We start from the raw sequence: 16,601 nt of genomic DNA, 5'->3' as shown, positions 1-16,601 counted from the left end.
GCCTCGAAAGCCGTCGCAGGTGGACCGTCCGCCCCCACTCGGTCGTGGTCGTCACCGAAGCCTCCCATCTGGACCAGGCTCCCACCGGGCCAGTCCATCCGTCACGCGTCCTACCAACTCACCGAAGATGTATGCGCCGTCTTCGGCGGTAGCCCCGACTGGATTGCCGAGAACGCCGTTTTGCGACACAGCGACCATACCGCCCGAACGCATTCCTGGCATCAGGTCTGAGATAGGAGACAAATTTCCGGTCTCAGCAAGGCTCATGTGCACCAAATCGGGCGAAAGGTGCAGCAATAGGCTCGTTTCAGTGTGCCCGGCATGCGCGTCGGCACCCGCAACAGCGCACGGCGCCCAAGCGGCATCACGCCCCTCATACCGCAGAAGTGCCACCGCTTTGGCCAATGCGGGTCCATTTCCGCCGTGACCGTTGACGAACAGCACCCGCTTCGCCCACCGGAATGCGGACCTTCCGTACTCGACTACGACGATTTCCATAGCCTCGGCACCGATCGAGACAGTGCCGGCAAAACCTTCGTGCTCTCCGCTCGCCCCGTATTCGATGGCCGGGGCCACGACGACGTCGGGCAGAGCCTGCGCGACTGCTCTTGCAATCCGAGTGTCCGTATCGAGAGGCAGATGCGGACCGTGTTGTTCGAAAGAACCGACCGGGACTACGACGGTGAGCGCAGTACCCTCGAGCGCCGGGCTCGGGATGGCAGCAAGGTCACGCGGAGAACTCATCCCCCGATCGTATTGGTGCAGGCCCCTCCCACCGCAACACAGCATGCGGATATACCGGGGCATGGTTGTGCCCCGGTGTATGAGTTTTCACTGGTCGCGGTTCACGCCGCTGTCGGCGGACTGTTCCCACCGATCGGATGCTGATACGGATCAACCGACATCGGTGGGTAGAACACCGTCTTCCGATCCGGGCCGATCTCGACTCGCCATTCCGTGTGGTGCAGTGTCCGATGATGATGACCACACAACAAGATCAGATTATCGAGATCCGTTGGGCCACCATCATTCCAGTGAACAATATGATGGGCATCGCACCACCCCGACGGAGTCCCGCACCCCGGAAACGCACACCCACCGTCACGAACCGCAAGAGCCCGGCGCTGCGGAACCGTCGCTGTTCTCGCTTCTTTGCCGCAGTCGAGCGGAACACCATTCGCGTCCAGGAGGATCCGGATGACGGTGCAGTCGCACGCCAACATCCGTGCGGTATCGATGCTGATCGGGCCCACCCAATCCGTCCACGCGAAACCCAGTTCCTGAGTCGACGGCAGTAGATCCTTCAAGGCTTTGAGGTCCGTCATGTCCTTCGCCGACGCAGTCACCGTGATATGCGGTTTCACCCCACCCTCGATCGGACCCAACCCCGCCCGCTCGTACCGCCGCAGCAGTTCGCAGAACCCGTCCGCGCGCCGCAACGCCGGAGTACGCGTGTCCTTCACGCCGTCCTTCTCCGGCGTCGGCGCCGACAGGCTCGACAACAACGTGATCAGACGGGCACCGTTGACCGCATCCAGATCACCCTTCACAGTTACTCTGCCGTACAGGCCTTTCGAGGCATAGAACTCATTGCGCTCCGAATCCTCACCCACAGGGACGCCGTCCTCGCGTTTGCCGTACTGCTTCTCGATCCGCCGGATCGCCGCCCGCACCGCATCACAATCAGCGATGTTCTTCGACGCCAGGTCGAGCAGGATCCCGCGGGCCTTGTCGACATCGGCCGGGGTCATGTTCTTCGGCGGATGCTGACAAAAGGACGCCACCTGACGGGCCTTCAACGCATCAACGTCACCTCGGTGGAATGCATCGGCGACAACAGGTTCGAGCAACAACAACCGCGCCAGACTGACCAGCAGGCTGCACTCACCGATCTCCAAATTCGTCGAACCATGCAACCACTGCGCGATCGCCCGAAAACCCTTCCCGCCGAGAACCTCACGGGAAAACATCTCCACGATCAACAACACCATCCGCGACTGCAACTCATGCCGGACACGCACCAGATCCAGAACCTCATTCTTGAGGCCCTCACCATCCAACTGCCACGCTTCCCGACTGTCCATGCCGAAAGTTTAATCGAACATACTTTCGATAACCAGGGACATAACGGACGACTTATATCGACAACGCAATTCGATGACCTTCGATGACCGCGGCATGCGAACGTCTCGGCGACAGAGCGTCACCGATTCGAAAAGTCTCGAAAGAACTTCCCTGCAACGCATTCCATAGCTCGTCGACAGGTTCCTGCTGCGTTACAAAAACCACCCAGTCGACCGCAACTTCCTCGACCACACCCGTCGGAAGGTGAACCAAGCTCACGAGCGGCGAGGCTCCAGCTCTCACCGAAGTCACCATCAGATCCGTCCGTTGCATGATCGACTTCTCGAACGCCCGGCGGTTCCACGCCTCGAAATCCAAGGTGATGCTCAGGTCCTGCGCGACCACCATGCCGTTGGTCGCGATCGTGACCGCACAGCCTCGATCAGCGAGGAACTCCGCCACCGACGTACCTTGATGGAATCCCAACTCGTCGTAGACAAGCACCGTTCCACTCGGCAAAATCTTGCCGTCGAGAACCTCTCGAACACCCACCACACGCTCGGATCCACCCGCCCACGCTGGGCGCACCGGCCGCGCCCCGGTTGCGATCACTACCACGTCGGGCACGCCCTCCTCCACGATCGCGAGATCAGCTCCAACACCCAGCTCGATCGTGACACCGCTTCGGCGACACTCCGATTCGAGATTTCGGACGAGGTCGGCAAGTTCTCGGCGAGCGGGGACCACCGAGGCGGTGAGAATCTGTCCACCGAGTCTTCGTTCACGCTCGAACAGCGTCACCGCATGACCTCGCTGGGCCGCGGTGGCCGCAGCTTGCAGGCCGGCAGGGCCGCCGCCGACCACCATCACAGTGCGACCTCGTCGCCGCGGCATCGGCAGTGGGACCGATTCTCGACCGGCGCGCGGATTTTCGGTGCACCCCAACCAACGCCCCAGACCCATCCGCCCGACGCATTCCTGGTTGCAGGACAAGCAGGTTCGCACCTGCACCGACTGACCGGCACGCGCCTTGTTCACAAAATCCGGATCGGCGATCTGCCCACGAACCACACCCACCAGATCGCACACACCGCCCGCGAGCGCAGCTTCAGCTTGCTCAGGCGTCTTGAAACGGCCGACGCCGACCACGGGAAGATCGACCACCTCCCGGATCGCAGACGGGACGAAGTTGGCGTAGCCGATGGGTACAGCCATCGACGCTTCGACCAGATGCAGTGTTTCCGTTGCCATTCCGACGGTAGTGTTGATGTAGTCGACACGACCGTCGGCTTCGATGAGTTGGGCGGTGGCTACCGCGTCGGACAGTTCGATCCCACCCCGCGTTCCTTCGTATCCACTCAGGCGCACGCCGAGCACACGATCCGGGCCGACGGCCTCACGAAGCACCCCCAGCACCTCGAGCAGAAAACGCGCACGATCTGCCACGCCTCCGCCGTAACGGTCGGTGCGCAGGTTCGTCGAGGGTGAGAGAAAGGCGCGCACGATGGACGACTGCGACGCCTGCAATTCCACCCCGTCGAAGCCACCGGCGACGCAGTTGCGCGCAACAAGAGCGAACCCTGCGAGTATCTCGGCGATGTTCGCGTCGTCCACGGCCTTGGGCACCTCGCGGAACAACGGATCGGCGACCGCGCTCGGCGCCAACAGCGGCAATCGCGAATAGGTTCCAGCACCCTGACCGCCGTTGTGGTTGATCTGCGCGAGAATCGACGAACCATGCGCATGAACGGCGTCGGTGATCCGCCGGTACCCCTCGATTGCTTCGGGCCGATAGCCTGCAATCATCTTCTCGTACGGTCGATCCGAAGGATGCGTCGAGTGCTCCTCGGTGATGATCAGACCCGCACCGCCGCGGGCCCGCGCCTCGTAGTAGCTCGCGTGCTGCTCCGTCGGCAACCCGTTCTCCGCGTAATTGGTCAGGTGTGCGGAGAACACGACTCGATTGCGGAGTGTCAGGTTGCCCAGGCGCAGTGGCGTGAAGAGGCGCGGGTACGGCGTCATCAGACCTTGGAGTTTCCTTGATCGAGCGCGATATGACTTGCCGTGACAGTGCGTGAACCGTCACCGGCGAGCCACAGAACGGTATCGGCAATCTCGTCGGGTTCGGCAAAAGCGATGTCCGAGAGGATCGGAGTGAAGTTGGGAAGGTACTGCGGGAACTTGGCAAATACCTCGAGCGCGCCCTGGTCGACGCCCATCGGCGTATTGACTCCGTAGGGATGGATCGAGTTGACCCTGATCTTGTACTCCCCCAGTTCCTTTGCCGCGGCCTGCGTCAGCCCGACCAGACCGAACTTGGCGCTCGCGTAATGCGCTTGACCGGGCAACGCCTTGAGTCCCGCCACCGAACTGACCACGATGATCGATCCACCGCGCCCACCTTCGATGATCGCCGGCACCGAGGCCTTGAGGGTTTTCCAGACTCCGGTCAGGTTGATGTCGATCAGCGTTTCCCACTGCTCGTCCGACATTTCCCAGAAACGATTCCAGTTACAGACGCCGGCATTGGCGACCACGATGTCGAGACGCCCGAACTGCTCGACGCCGTCCTTGACCACCGCAGTGAGGGCTGCGCCGTCACGGACGTCGACCTCGCGAGCAAGGATCTTCCCACCCTCCCCTTCGACAAGACGCACAGTCTCGGCAAAGTCCTCGGAAGTTGCTGCCTCGTAGGAATTGTCCGACGCCACCGACGCGCACACGTCTACCGCAATGATCGCCGCTCCCTCGCGCGCCATCTTGACCGCGTGCGCACGTCCTTGACCGCGTGCTGCGCCGGTGATGAACGCAACGCGGCCTTCGAGCGAACGAACTGAACCCTGTGTCATGAGATAGCCCTCTCTGCAGAATTGAAACTCGTTCTAGTAGTAAACCCTGCAAAGCGCCCTTCGCGGATGGATTCGAGAACAGTTCTCGGGGCAACCGCGTCCCCGACCCGGATACTCCCGGTTTCATTCAGGGTTTCGTTCGGCAGACGGGGCGAGCAATCGATCAACACTTCGCACTCGAGCCGAGACCGCTCACCGGTGTAGACGTGTTCGACCCAGACGGCCCCTGAGGCGATTTCGACGACACGCGAAGCGAGCACTCGGGTGATCCCGGCCTGCTGGATGCGGGTGTTGGCGCCGACCAGATCGCCACTCGCGCCGAGCCTCGAACCGACGATGGTGTCCGGGGTGACAATCGAGGCGCAGCTGCCCTTGGCTGCGAGTGCTTCTGCGAGCGCCACCGCGATCGGCCCACCGAGCGGATCGATCAGAACTACCGGGCCCGGCCCCACCGAAGTGAGTTTCTCGAGGGCTTCCGATGCATCCAGCCATCGAACCGAGTCGTCGGTCGGATATGCCGGTGGCCTCGCAGCACCACCGGTGGCAACCACAACCAACTCGCCCCGACTGCGTGCGCCGTCGAGATCCTGTGCGTCGATCGCTACTCCGGTTCGCATCGTCACCCCGCTTCGACGGCATTCGTCCTCGAGCCACTGCGCGAGGAGATTGAATCGGCTGCGGCCGTCACCTCGCGCGAAAGTTCGGATCATGCCGCCGAACTGCGATGAACTCTCGACGAGGGTGACCGAGTGTCCCGCCACCGCCGAGATCCGCGCGGCCTCCATCCCGGCGGGGCCACCCCCCACGACCAGCACGGCTCCCGGTGTCGAAATCTGCTCTCGCTCATCGGGGTCCACCGTCTCGAAACCCGCGCTCGGATTCCCCACGCACGTCACGACCGGGTTGCGAGGATCACGCACGAGGCACGTCTGATTGCAGAGCACGCACGGCCGCGGACGATCGCCGCGCGCGGCTTTCACGACCAGGTCCGGGTCTGCGATCTGGGCTCTCGTCATCTCGACGAACTCGGCTATTTCCAGCGCCGCGTGAGCCTCGGCGACGTCAACGACACTCCCCTGCAGGACAACGGGAATCGTGACCGCGGCCTTGATGTCACGGCACAGGGCGAGGTTGAAGTTCGTCGAGCAGTGAAAGTCGGGACGGTATCGGTCAGCCGAATAGAGTCCACCTCGGACGACGACAAGGAGGTCGAGGAGCGGAGATACTTCACGCGCAAAGCCTGCTGCAAGATCGGGTGTCAATCCCGCCCACGGTGCTTCCTCGTCGCAGGACAACCGCAAGGAGACAACGTGGTCCGGTCCGAGTTCCTCACGCACTCCCGAGATGACCTCACGAAGGAGGGCAGCGCGATCAGTGCCGTATCGGTCTCGTCGAGTATTGGTCAGGCCCGAAAGGAATTGCCGCAGAATACTTCGAGGGCCGGCATCGAGTTCCACGCCGTCCATTCCCGAAGCGATCGCCAGCGCCGCTGCGTCGCGAAAGCCGGTTATCAGTTGGTCGATCTCCGGCTGCCCCATTGCCAACGGCAACTCGCGCGTCACCGGGTCGGCTACCCGCGACGGTCCCCACAGCACCGATTGTGAATATGCGCTCGAACCCTGCATCCCGGTATGACCGAGACCGGCAAGAACCAATGTTCCGTACGAAGCGCACGCCGTCGAGATCGACTGCCACCCCGGGCCGCACTCCGAAGCCAGCGGTGCTCGCTCATACGGCCAGTCGTTGTCCAGTACCGACGCCACTTCCGTGACGACGATCCCGGCACCGCCCTCGGCACGGCGTTGGTAGTAGGCCCGGTGCCGATCCGAAAGTTCGCGGCCGAGGGACAGATTGGTCTCGTGCGGACCGAAAACAACCCTGGACCGGACGGTGCGTCCGGCCAGGGTTGTGTGTTCGTAAAGGCTCAACTCACAGCTCGATCAGAGCCGGAGTTTCAGCTCGCACCCAGCGTGCGGGTGAAGCCATCCGGGATCACCAGGTCCGCCGGACTCAGTTCGGTGATGGACGAGTGGCCAAGGCCCATCAGTCCCGAGTCGATGCCCATCCGCATAAGGTCGAGCACGTTCTCGACTCCGGCCTGACCGTTTGCCGAGAGGCCCCACAGGTAGGCGCGCCCGAGCATGACGGCCTTGGCGCCGAGAGCGAGCGCCTTGACGACATCGCCGCCGCGTCGAATGCCACCGTCGAGAACAACTTCCACCTGATCGCCCACGGCTTCGGCAATCCCCGGGAGTACGCGGATCGGCGCGGGGGTGCCGTCGAGGTTGTTACCACCGTGGTTGGAGACGGAAATCGCGGAGACACCGGCGTCGACAGCTCGCTTGGCGTCGTCGATGCGCATGATGCCCTTGAGCATGAAGGGCCCGCCCCACTGCTCACGCAGCCAGGCAATGTCTTCCCACGTCGGAAGCGGCGTCTGCATCCACTCGCCGTACGCACCGAAGAAGGTCGGCGCCGGCTGACCGGGAGCCGCAAGGTTCGGGGTGGTCAGATCCGGGATCTTGCCGGTCTTGGCGAACTCCAACAACCACTTCGGGCGCATGATGCCCTCGGGTGCGAACTGGAACATCGCCTTGAGGTCCATCTTTTCGGGGATGGACGGGCTGCCCCAGTCGCGGCCGTACGAGAAGGACCAGTCGGTGGTGATGATCAGGCCCTTGGCACCGGCGGCGCGAGCGCGCTCCATACGCTGCAGGAGCACGTCGCGGCTGCCGACCCAGTACATCTGGAAGAACACCTGCGGGTTGGCCGCTGCAACTTCTTCGATGGACTTGCTGGCAAAAGAACTCAGGCCGATCGCCGTTCCCCGTGCTGCGGCCGCTCGAGCTACCGCTACCTCGCCGTCGGGGTGCACTGCCTGCACACCGGTCGGCGAAATCATCACCGGAAGCGAAATGTCCTGCCCCATAATGGTGGTGGCCATGTTTCGCTCGTTCGGCAAGCCGGCCGCATGCGGAGCGAAACCCAGTTCACTGTAGGCCGCGACATTGTCGTCGACGGTCAGGCCCTTTTCGGATCCGGCCACCAGCGCCGCATACACGGACTTGGGGAGCCTCTTCTGCGCACGTCGCTGTGCTTCGGCGACGGTCTCGAAGAATGCGTTCTTTGCCATCAGTCAAACCTCTCGTATCGCAAGTGGCCGGAAAGGCTACTTACATTCCCGCAAGCGGGTTTTCGTCACAAATCTTGGCGGGGGGACGCATCATCAGTGTCAGTGGCACCGATGCACGCGGGGTTTTACGTTGACCGGAACGTGAGTGGTCGACGCTGGACTTGGGGATCTCTCCCGCGCCGGCCAAGGCCATTTCACCGTTTCCGATGACGCACTCGGGATCAGGGCCGTCCATCGGCAGCCCGGTGAAGAACTTGGCTGCCATGCAGCCACCGCGGCAGGAGTCGTAGTGGTTGCACTTGCTGCAGGCACCACCGGTCTGCGGCGAGCGCAGCTCTTCGAACAGGTCCGAGTGCTGCCAAACTTCCTGGAATCCACCGTCTTTCACGATGTTTCCGGCGAGGAACTGATCGTGAATCGCGAACGGGCACGCGTACACGTCGCCGACCGGGTCGATCAGGCACACGACACGGCCCGCGCCACAGAGATTGAGACCGGGCAGTGCATCGCCGAACGCGGAGAGGTGGAAGAACGAGTCGCCCGTCAGGACGCCCTCACCGTTGGCCACCAACCAGTTGTAGAGCTCACGCTGCTGCTCGGGACGCGGGTGCAGGTCATCCCACACGTCGGCGCCGCGGCCCGAAGGACGCAGGCGGGTGATGCGCAGTGTCGCGTCGTACTTGTCGGCGAGAGCCTTGAACTCGTCGAGCTGACTGACGTTGTGCCGCGTGACGACCACCGAAATCTTGGCGTCCTTGAAGCCGGCTTCCTTCAGGTTCGCGAGAGCGCGCTCGGCCATAGCGAACGAACCAGGCCCGCGCACAGCATCATTGACCTCAGCAGTGGCACCGTCGATGGAAATCTGCACGTCGACGTAGTCACTGGCCGCGAGCCGTGCGGCGACCTTCTTGTCGATCTTCACGCCGTTGGTGGAGAACTTCACACCAACCTGGTGGTCCGTCGCATAGTCGACGAGCTCCCAGAAGTCGGAGCGTACCGTCGGCTCGCCGCCACCGATGTTGACGTAGAACACCTGCATACGCTGCAGCTCGTCGATGATGGACTTGCACTGCTCGGTGCTCAGCTCGTTGGGGTCACGACGACCCGAAGACGACAGGCAGTGCACGCAGGAAAGGTTGCAGGCGTAGGTGAGTTCCCACGTCAGGCAGATCGGGGCGTCGAGTCCGAGTTCGAACTGATCGACGAGGCGACCCACCTTGGCGGGTGGGGATGGCTGTTCAAGAACTGAGGTCATGGCTGTGTCCTCGCGAAGAAATGAAGCGGGCGAACGTGCAGAAGGGCTGTTCCGCACGTGGGGGCGAGCGTCTGGCTCAGACAGGCACGATCATGTGCGAATCGGCGAGAGTGCTCAGCGCGCGGGCATATTGGGGAGCCGCGTCATCTTCGATGCCTTGCGCACGCAGTGCGGACCGGACATCAGGATGGTCTGGCAACGCCTTGACCACCGCAACGATGGTCGTGTTCTTCAGGAACGAGAGCTTGCGCGTTCCGAAGTGGTAGAGCAACGCCCCGAAAGGTTCGGGGCGAAGCGCTACCTGCGGGTGGAGTTTCCACCCCGCATCGAGATCCAAAGCAGACACGGTCAGTACACGCCGCACATGCCGTCGATGGAAACTTCCTCCACGAGGGACTCCTCGACGAGGTCGTTCTCGAGCGCCTTGTTGTCACGATCTGACATGGATTCCTCCTGCGTTCGCACTCCGTCTGGAAGTCTGTAGATCAGACTTCCAACCTGGGAGTTGGTGGTCACTAGTGGGACTTCACTGTGACTCGGTTCACCACTGTAATGGCATCGAGTGCAGAATGACACACATGGAGCGAGAAAAGTATGCGTAGCCGCAAGAAACCGTCCGCTCGGATAGGTCGTCGCCCCTCCACAACGAAGGAGGGAATCAGCACGATCGGCATCGAACTGTTCTCCACAGTCGGCTTCAACGAGGTGAGCGTCGACCAGATAGCCGACGCCGCCGGCATCGCGCGTCGGACTTTCTTTCGCTACTTCCCGTCCAAGAACGCCGTTCCCTGGGGAGACTTCGACGGGCATCTCGGCGAGATGCGCGAGCACCTGGATTCACTGCCCGCCGACATCCCGTTGGTCGACGCACTCGAATCCGCATTGTTGACGTTCAACACCTTTCCACCGGAAGAGACTGCGGTACATCGCAAACGGATGGAACTGATCCTCGAAGTTCCGACGCTTCAGGCATACTCTGTGGTGATGTACGAAGGGTGGCGACAGGTGGTCGCCGACTACGTCGCACGACGAATGAATCTCGAACCGACCGATCACGGCCCACGCACCGTCGGCTATCTTCTGCTCGGGGTGGCCATGTCGGCGTACGAGCAGTGGCTCACCGACGATTCACTCGAGCTACCGGAACTCTTGAAAACAGGTACGCAGTCCCTGCGGACCGGCATCAGCACCTGATAGAGCATCAGCCACCCGAGAAAGGTGATCATGTCCACCACCACAAACGAACCGGTCCTGGATTCACTGGCACCGTCGACGCCGGGCTTGTGGTCGTTCGGGCATGTCACCGTCGAACGGGTCGATTCCGGTCCGATCTCGCTCGATCGTCGAGGCGGTCGCCTCCACGTCCGGCACTCCCTCAATCCGGCCGATCTGAGCGAGCGCCTCGTCGCCGGAGTTACCTCGTCGATTCAGGACGCGGAGTTCGGTCAGGACGAATTCGAGCTGACGATGGTCGGTCTGGTTCGCTCCACCGTGGACGGTGCTCTCGAATCCTGGACCACCTACTACCGGAACTCGCTTGCCGAACTACTGGACGGCACTGCGGATTTCGCGCCGATCCACGACAAAGCCGAAGAACTGGTTCGTGGCTCCGTGCTCGATCTGGGGTCCTGCTTCGGTTTCCTGCCCCTTCGGCTCGCGCGCGCCGGAATGGACGTGACCGCCACGGACATCCTGCCCGGAACGATGATCCTGCTCGACGCGGTAGCCCCCGAACTCGGCATCAAGATCGACACGGTGATCTGCGATGCGGGGAAAGTCCCGGCTCCGGACAACAGCGCCGACACCGTCACTGCGATTCATCTCCTCGAGCACGTAGACGACTCAGTCGGCGCAGCGGTGATTGCGCAGGCACTCCGAATCGCACGTCAGAGGGTCGTCATAGCCGTCCCCTTCGAAAACGAAGCCACCGCGTGCCACGGCCACATCCGCACCTTCGACCTCGAATCGCTGCGCGCAGTCGGCCGGCAGACCGGTGTGCCGTTCGAGGTATTCGAGCATCACGGCGGCTGGTTGGTGCTGGACGCTACTGCCGCCTGAAGTGAACTAGCCTTCTTTCAACGTATGCGCGACAAGGGCATTCGCATGACCATGGCCCATACCGTGCTCCGACTTCAACCAATTCACCAATTCCGTGTGCTTGGTGAGCTCTGAGCTTCGAATGAGCTCTTGCCATTCACCGATCGGCCGACCGTACTTCTTCTCGATCGACGGAAAGTACGACGCCGGGCCCTTCACAGGTTCAGTCATGACCGGAATCTACCGCGGGCGGCCGACATCATTCGCGCAACTCTCTCGCCTGCATGTCCGCACCTGCGGAATCGCTGGGTATCCACGGGCCAGGCAGCTTAGGGTCGAGGTACAACTACCCGAGAGCACAGGAGTTCAGAGATGCGACTGTCCACACGAAATCAACTCACCGGCACCATCACCGAGGTCAACCTCGGCACCGTCATGGCAACAGTCAAGGTGAAATTGGACGGCGGGAACCAGATCGTGACTTCGTCGATCACCCGCGATGCCGCGCTGGATCTCGACCTTGAACCAGGCCAAGCTGCAACGGTATTCGTGAAATCCACCGAGGTGACGATCGGCGTCGAATAACTGGCGAACGCTGTGATCAGGGCCGGGTGAGATGCGTGGTCATCGTGTAGTCCTTGCTCGGCCCCGTCACGGTCCAGACGACAGTCCAGGCCGATCGATCGCCGGCAGTGACGTCGATTCGCCCGCGGTAGGTATCGGCACCGCACAGGTGCACGACTTCCTCCCCCGGTGCCCAGTCGTGAAACTCTCTGCCGTCCTCGAATGTCACAGCCCACGCGAGGCCGTGCTCGGCGATGAACAGAGTCCGGAACACGGGCAGTTCCAGATCGCCGTCACGCAGAGTTCCACTCTCGTACCAGCGCATCCGACCATCATCGGCGTCGGAGATAGTGGTCTCTCCGAAGACATGCTTGGTGGAACCGGAAAGGCGATCGACGATGTCGCGCTCGAAGTGCCACGTTCCTGCCAACGCCCTGGGCTCGATCTTCGCGTCGTCAACCATGTGACGATTCTAGTGACCCTGGATTATCCGACGACACCGGAGACCGACTCGAACACACTGCCGGAGTATGTTCCGAGTACACCCGGAACACGCAGGAGATTCACACAGACATGAACGATTCGGCCGCCCTTCACAAACGCACAGTGTTCGCCGAAGATCTCGAGATCGGCCAAGTGATCCCATTGGGCTCGTATTCGGTGACCGAAGAGGAGATCGTCGAGTTCGCAACCCAGTGGGATCCCCAGTGGTTTCACATCGACAAGGAAGCCGCCGGGTCCGGCGTCTTCGGCGGGTTGATCGCCAGCGGCCTGCACACCCTGTCGATCTGCCAGAAGTTGGTGGTTGCCAGTCTCTACGACCAGTGGAACGTGATCGCCGGAAAGACCATGCGCGACGTGAGCTTCCTGCGTCCACTGCGCCCCGGTGACACCCTGAGCGGAAAGGTCACCGTCGACAACGTCGTTTTCGACCATCGCTCCCGAGGATTGGTCACCATCACGGCAAAACTGGTCGATGCGCACGGCAATCGCGTTCTCGACGTGGTCACCGACGCCTACCTGCACTGCCGCCCGACTCGCGGACAGTGAATTATCGGTAAATTCCGCACCACATTGTCTGAATTGCCGTACTTTCAGTGACGTTGCGACGCAACACTACCCATCCCCGCAATCAGGAGTTCCTCACACATGAGCAGCCTCGGCGAGATCAATCCTCTCGGCATTCTTCAGATCCTCATCTACATGCTCTTCGGTGGGTCGTCCAGCACTCCCGAATAGACCCTGGCTTGCCATTGCCATAGTCAGCATCTAATCTGCTGACTATGGCAATTACTAGTCAGGCATCCGTGACGGCCACGTCGCCGACCGACGCAGCGCGTCATCACACCGAATTCGACTCCAGCTGGCGGAGTTTCGACGGCATTCAGGGCGGACTTGCCGTAGCACGGATGCTGCGGGTCGCCGCCGACGCGTCCGGAGCCGAACCGCTGGCAGTCACGGCACACCTGGACCGCCCCGTCCCTCCGGGGCCGGCCGAATTGACTGTCGGCGAGATGCGGGGCGGGCGGACCGTCAGTTGCCACGTCACGCTGACCGGTGCAGGATCCGCCCTTGTTCGGTTAGCCCGCGACACAGGAGTCACGACGCTGTCCGCCCCCGGAGTCGAGCCGAGTTCGGCCGACCCGTCTACCCTGCCGCCACTGGAGATCCCGGTGGATTTTGTGCCGTTCGCCCAGCACCTCGACATCCGGCCGATCAATTCCGCGAGGCCGTTCGCCGGTGGCGACTCCCCCGAATTCGACGTCTGGATCCGGCTGCTCACAGACCTCGATTTCACGGCGCAAGAGCGTGCCGCGGTCCTTCTCGACGCGCTTCCGCCCGGACTGTTCGCGACACTGACGATGCCCGTGGCCATACCGACCATCGAGTTCACCGCGCATTTCACACCGGAGCACCTCACGGCAGATCCCCGAACGCTCTCACCGTGGTATCGCCTGCGCCACGGGACTGCCTGGGCGACAGACACTCTCTGTGTTGACGAATCCGAACTATTCGACTCGACCGGACGGCTTGCTGCTCGGGCTCGCCAGCTTCGTCGAATTCTGCGTTGAACTCCCAATTGAGTGCAGCTCGACTACACCTGGAGGTCGCGACGACGGAACGCAACAAGCGATGCTGTCGAAAGCACTACTGCCACAACGATCATTGCCAGAATTGGTAGAACTGTCACCGGCTCGGCAGGGGCACCCGGCACGTGGGTGAACGGCGACAGATCCAGCACTATCTGCGGAAGTTTCAGCAACGTACCGAGTTGCCCGAGCACGACGCATGCCGCCAAGATTCCCCAGGAGAGGGACGACGCATACGTCGGAAACAGTCCGAAAGCCAACGACACCAACCCCACGACGACAAGCACCGCGGGCAGATACGCCAACGCCGCGCCGGTCATCCGAAATGTGTTGCCGCCGATGTCATTCGTGACGAGCCCGAAGGCGAATCCGGTGAACGCACCCATCAAGACGTGCGCGAGGATCACGCCGCCGACAACCACCCCCAAGTGGGACAGCATCCACTTCCGCCGCGACAGCGAGGTTGCCAGCAACGGTTCGAGCCGTCCCGATGTTTCCTCGCCCCGCATCCGGAGAAGACTCTGGACCGAATACGCCGCGATGACTATCGACGTGAGCCCCAGAGCAGTGGCCAAGTAGGAATCCACCAGATCCGTACCGCCGCCGCCAAGTTTCTCGAACATTTCCGCGGTCTGCTGCGACGATCCCACCATCGCGTCGATCTCGTTGCCCACAGCGCCGTAGGCGAACCCGAGAACGACAACGGCAAAGATCCACCAGAACATCGTCATTCGCTGCATGCGCCACGCCAGGCCCCAGGCGGACGGCAACCACGATGCTGCGGTCGGCGGGCCGGGACGGGGCTGTACGAGCCCCGCTCCCTGATCGCGATGGCCGATGAGAACAAAAGCCACCACCACGTGCACAGCCGCAAATCCGAGCAGCAACAACAGGATCCACCAGGCGTCGTCGTCGAAAGGTCTGATCTGCTGTGCCCACCCGATCGGCGAGAGCCACGACAACCAACCGCTCACAACGCGAGTTCCGTCGTCGACGACCGTACTGTTCACGTCGCCGATCGCGCGCAGCATGAAGGCAACGCCGATCGCGGCACCCGCCAGGCCGTTGGCCGTACGAGCACCGTCGGTGATCTGCGCCGTCACGGCTGCCACTCCGGCAAACGCGATTCCGGTCCCACCGATCGAGGCACCCAACGCGAACGAACCGACGACAGGCAAACCGACGGCGATCGATCCCAGTGCAATTCCCAGTGCCAGAACGACGTTCGCACCGACCGTTACGATCAGTGCGGAGGTCAGGAGCGCTCGTCGACCTACCACCGCTGCACCGATCATCTCGGCGCGGCCGGTCTCCTCGTTCTGTCGCGTGTGGCGAACCACCGCAAGGGTGCTCATCAATGCCGCCACCAACGCGAACACGAGCACCGACTGACTGGCGACTATCGCGCCCTGCGAATCACCGGACACGATCCCGTTGGTCGCCAGCGCGACCGGCGATACCGCGGAACTGACTGCGATGTTTCGCAATTCCTCGGGTGTCGTGTACAGCCCGGTCACACTGGCGACGACGAGCAGCATGAACAGCACGATCGAGACGACCCACACGGAAAGCTGGATCCGGTCCCGTCGCAAAGCCAACCGAACCAGTCGGCGCGTGCCGGTGAACTGACTTGCCGACGCCGGTGGAGCGGCTTCGGCAACGACGGTCATGGCAATACTCCGGTCTCGGCCCGCAGGTGGACCGAAGTCTCCCTGGCCCGCTCGTCACCGTAGTGCCGCAAGAAGAGTTCTTCGAGCGTCGGTGGAGTGGAAGTGAGCGCCACGATCCCGAAGCCGACCAAGTACGTCATGAGTGGCCCGAGTTGTGCGCTATCGACTTCGCAGGTGAAGTGGTTACCGTCGATCACCGCGTCGTGGACACCGCCGAGTCCGTCGAGTCCACCGATCGGGCGCACCGTCTCCGCCGAGACGGACGTGCGCGTGAGATGCCGGAGTTCGGACAGTGTTCCCTCTTCCACCGTCCGCCCGTCGCGGATGATGCTCACGCGATCGCACAGTGCCTCTACCTCGGCGAGGATATGGCTCGACAGCAGAACCGTCTTCCCGGCGTGAGCCACCTCCTCGACGCAGTCCTGAAATACGGCTTCCATCAACGGGTCGAGCCCCGATGTGGGTTCGTCGAGGACGTAAAGGTCGACGTCCGACGAAAAGGCAGCAACTAGTGCAACCTTCTGCCGGTTACCTTTCGAGTACGTACGCGCCTTCTTGGTCGGGTCCAGCTCGAAGCGCTCGAGCAACTCGCTGCGCCGATTTCGGTCCAGACCACCGCGCAGACCGGCCAACAGGTCGATAGCCTCCCCGCCGGTGAGGTTGGGCCACAGATTCACGTCGCCGGGTACGTACGCGAGCCGTCGATGCAAAGTCACGGCGTCTCGCCACGGATCGCCGCCGAGGACGGTTGCGTCCCCGGAGTCGGAGCGGAGCAGGCCGAGGAGCACCCGAATAGTGGTGGACTTTCCGGAGCCGTTCGGCCCCAGGAATCCGTGCACTTCACCCGTCGAGACGTCGAGATCGAGGCCGTCCAGCGCGCGGGTGGTACCGAAGGTCTTGACGAGGCTTTTCACTGAAATTGCCGCACCCATGAATTTG

The 16,601-nt window shown here is 62.4% G+C and carries 18 protein-coding genes; 5 read left to right on the top strand and 13 right to left on the bottom strand.

Annotated elements, in window-relative coordinates; translation table 11 throughout:
• Nucleotides 1–51: 51 nt before the first annotated feature.
• From mftE to mftA, 9 genes are all read right to left on the bottom strand, one after another.
• Complete coding sequence (gene mftE / locus ACFQ6Y_RS25320; protein ID WP_378638500.1) at nt 52–744, bottom strand: mycofactocin biosynthesis peptidyl-dipeptidase MftE; 693 nt, start codon at nt 742–744, stop codon at nt 52–54.
• A gap of 101 nt (nt 745–845) precedes the next feature.
• Nucleotides 846–2,084 carry a DUF222 domain-containing protein gene (locus ACFQ6Y_RS25315; RefSeq protein WP_378638497.1) on the bottom strand — a complete coding sequence of 413 codons (1,239 nt, stop codon included), beginning with the start codon at nt 2,082–2,084 and terminating at the stop codon, nt 846–848.
• A gap of 52 nt (nt 2,085–2,136) precedes the next feature.
• Nucleotides 2,137–4,086 (bottom strand): mycofactocin system FadH/OYE family oxidoreductase 2, encoded by a 1,950-nt coding sequence (locus ACFQ6Y_RS25310; protein WP_378638495.1) that lies wholly within the window; start codon nt 4,084–4,086, stop codon nt 2,137–2,139.
• Nucleotides 4,086–4,913, bottom strand: a complete 828-nt coding sequence (locus ACFQ6Y_RS25305; RefSeq protein ID WP_317552366.1) for a mycofactocin-coupled SDR family oxidoreductase — start codon at nt 4,911–4,913, stop codon at nt 4,086–4,088. Before ACFQ6Y_RS25305 ends, ACFQ6Y_RS25310 begins: the two co-directional genes overlap by 1 nt.
• On the bottom strand, nt 4,910–6,841 hold the full coding sequence (locus ACFQ6Y_RS25300; protein ID WP_378638492.1) for a mycofactocin system FadH/OYE family oxidoreductase 1: 1,932 nt from the start codon (nt 6,839–6,841) through the stop codon (nt 4,910–4,912). Before ACFQ6Y_RS25300 ends, ACFQ6Y_RS25305 begins: the two co-directional genes overlap by 4 nt.
• Before the next feature lie 26 nt (nt 6,842–6,867).
• Entirely contained in the window at nt 6,868–8,046 is a 1,179-nt protein-coding gene (gene mftD, locus ACFQ6Y_RS25295) for a pre-mycofactocin synthase MftD (protein WP_378638488.1), read from the bottom strand.
• A 40-nt stretch (nt 8,047–8,086) separates the two neighbouring features.
• Entirely contained in the window at nt 8,087–9,301 is a 1,215-nt protein-coding gene (gene mftC / locus ACFQ6Y_RS25290; protein ID WP_317552369.1) for a mycofactocin radical SAM maturase, read from the bottom strand.
• Nucleotides 9,302–9,377: 76 nt separating this feature from the next.
• A complete protein-coding gene (mftB, locus tag ACFQ6Y_RS25285; RefSeq protein WP_007728309.1) occupies nt 9,378–9,665 on the bottom strand; it encodes a mycofactocin biosynthesis chaperone MftB in 288 nt (95 codons plus the stop codon).
• A complete protein-coding gene (gene mftA, locus ACFQ6Y_RS25280; RefSeq protein WP_063836238.1) occupies nt 9,650–9,745 on the bottom strand; it encodes a mycofactocin precursor MftA in 96 nt (31 codons plus the stop codon). The genes mftB and mftA overlap by 16 nt, the downstream gene beginning before the upstream one ends.
• A gap of 150 nt (nt 9,746–9,895) precedes the next feature.
• Between mftA and mftR the strand changes: the two genes are divergently transcribed.
• Together mftR and mftM are read left to right on the top strand one after the other, a co-directional pair.
• Nucleotides 9,896–10,495 (top strand): mycofactocin system transcriptional regulator, encoded by a 600-nt coding sequence (gene mftR, locus ACFQ6Y_RS25275; protein ID WP_317552370.1) that lies wholly within the window; start codon nt 9,896–9,898, stop codon nt 10,493–10,495.
• Between the two features lie 30 nt (nt 10,496–10,525).
• Entirely contained in the window at nt 10,526–11,359 is an 834-nt protein-coding gene (mftM, locus tag ACFQ6Y_RS25270; RefSeq protein ID WP_378638482.1) for a mycofactocin oligosaccharide methyltransferase MftM, read from the top strand.
• A 6-nt stretch (nt 11,360–11,365) separates the two neighbouring features.
• On the opposite strand, the gene ACFQ6Y_RS25265 is transcribed toward mftM, so the two are convergent.
• The gene (locus tag ACFQ6Y_RS25265; RefSeq protein WP_378638479.1) at nt 11,366–11,569 is read right to left on the bottom strand and encodes a DUF4287 domain-containing protein; all 204 of its coding nucleotides are present in this window, start codon (nt 11,567–11,569) and stop codon (nt 11,366–11,368) included.
• Between the two features lie 141 nt (nt 11,570–11,710).
• On the opposite strand from ACFQ6Y_RS25265, the gene ACFQ6Y_RS25260 reads away from it, so the two are divergent.
• Nucleotides 11,711–11,923 carry a molybdopterin-binding protein gene (locus ACFQ6Y_RS25260; protein ID WP_003942061.1) on the top strand — a complete coding sequence of 71 codons (213 nt, stop codon included), beginning with the start codon at nt 11,711–11,713 and terminating at the stop codon, nt 11,921–11,923.
• A 16-nt stretch (nt 11,924–11,939) separates the two neighbouring features.
• On the opposite strand, the gene ACFQ6Y_RS25255 is transcribed toward ACFQ6Y_RS25260, so the two are convergent.
• Complete coding sequence (locus ACFQ6Y_RS25255; protein ID WP_378638476.1) at nt 11,940–12,365, bottom strand: DUF6314 family protein; 426 nt, start codon at nt 12,363–12,365, stop codon at nt 11,940–11,942.
• A gap of 110 nt (nt 12,366–12,475) precedes the next feature.
• On the opposite strand from ACFQ6Y_RS25255, the gene ACFQ6Y_RS25250 reads away from it, so the two are divergent.
• Complete coding sequence (locus ACFQ6Y_RS25250; RefSeq protein ID WP_378638473.1) at nt 12,476–12,952, top strand: MaoC/PaaZ C-terminal domain-containing protein; 477 nt, start codon at nt 12,476–12,478, stop codon at nt 12,950–12,952.
• A gap of 233 nt (nt 12,953–13,185) precedes the next feature.
• Complete coding sequence (locus ACFQ6Y_RS25245; RefSeq protein ID WP_378638469.1) at nt 13,186–13,974, top strand: thioesterase family protein; 789 nt, start codon at nt 13,186–13,188, stop codon at nt 13,972–13,974.
• Nucleotides 13,975–13,997: 23 nt separating this feature from the next.
• Here ACFQ6Y_RS25245 and ACFQ6Y_RS25240 read toward each other — a convergent pair whose 3' ends face one another.
• Both ACFQ6Y_RS25240 and ACFQ6Y_RS25235 read right to left on the bottom strand, forming a co-directional pair.
• Complete coding sequence (locus ACFQ6Y_RS25240; protein ID WP_378638466.1) at nt 13,998–15,662, bottom strand: ABC transporter permease; 1,665 nt, start codon at nt 15,660–15,662, stop codon at nt 13,998–14,000.
• Nucleotides 15,659–16,594: an ATP-binding cassette domain-containing protein gene (locus ACFQ6Y_RS25235; protein WP_378638463.1), complete on the bottom strand. Its 936-nt coding sequence runs from the start codon at nt 16,592–16,594 to the stop codon at nt 15,659–15,661. The genes ACFQ6Y_RS25240 and ACFQ6Y_RS25235 overlap by 4 nt, the downstream gene beginning before the upstream one ends.
• Nucleotides 16,595–16,601 lie beyond the last annotated feature (7 nt).

The organism is Rhodococcus sp. NPDC056516, assembly GCF_042794655.1.
In the GTDB taxonomy this organism is placed as follows: domain Bacteria; phylum Actinomycetota; class Actinomycetes; order Mycobacteriales; family Mycobacteriaceae; genus Rhodococcus_F.
The sequence above is the reverse complement of the archived record's forward strand: the minus strand, read 5'-3'. Positions and strand labels throughout refer to the sequence as shown.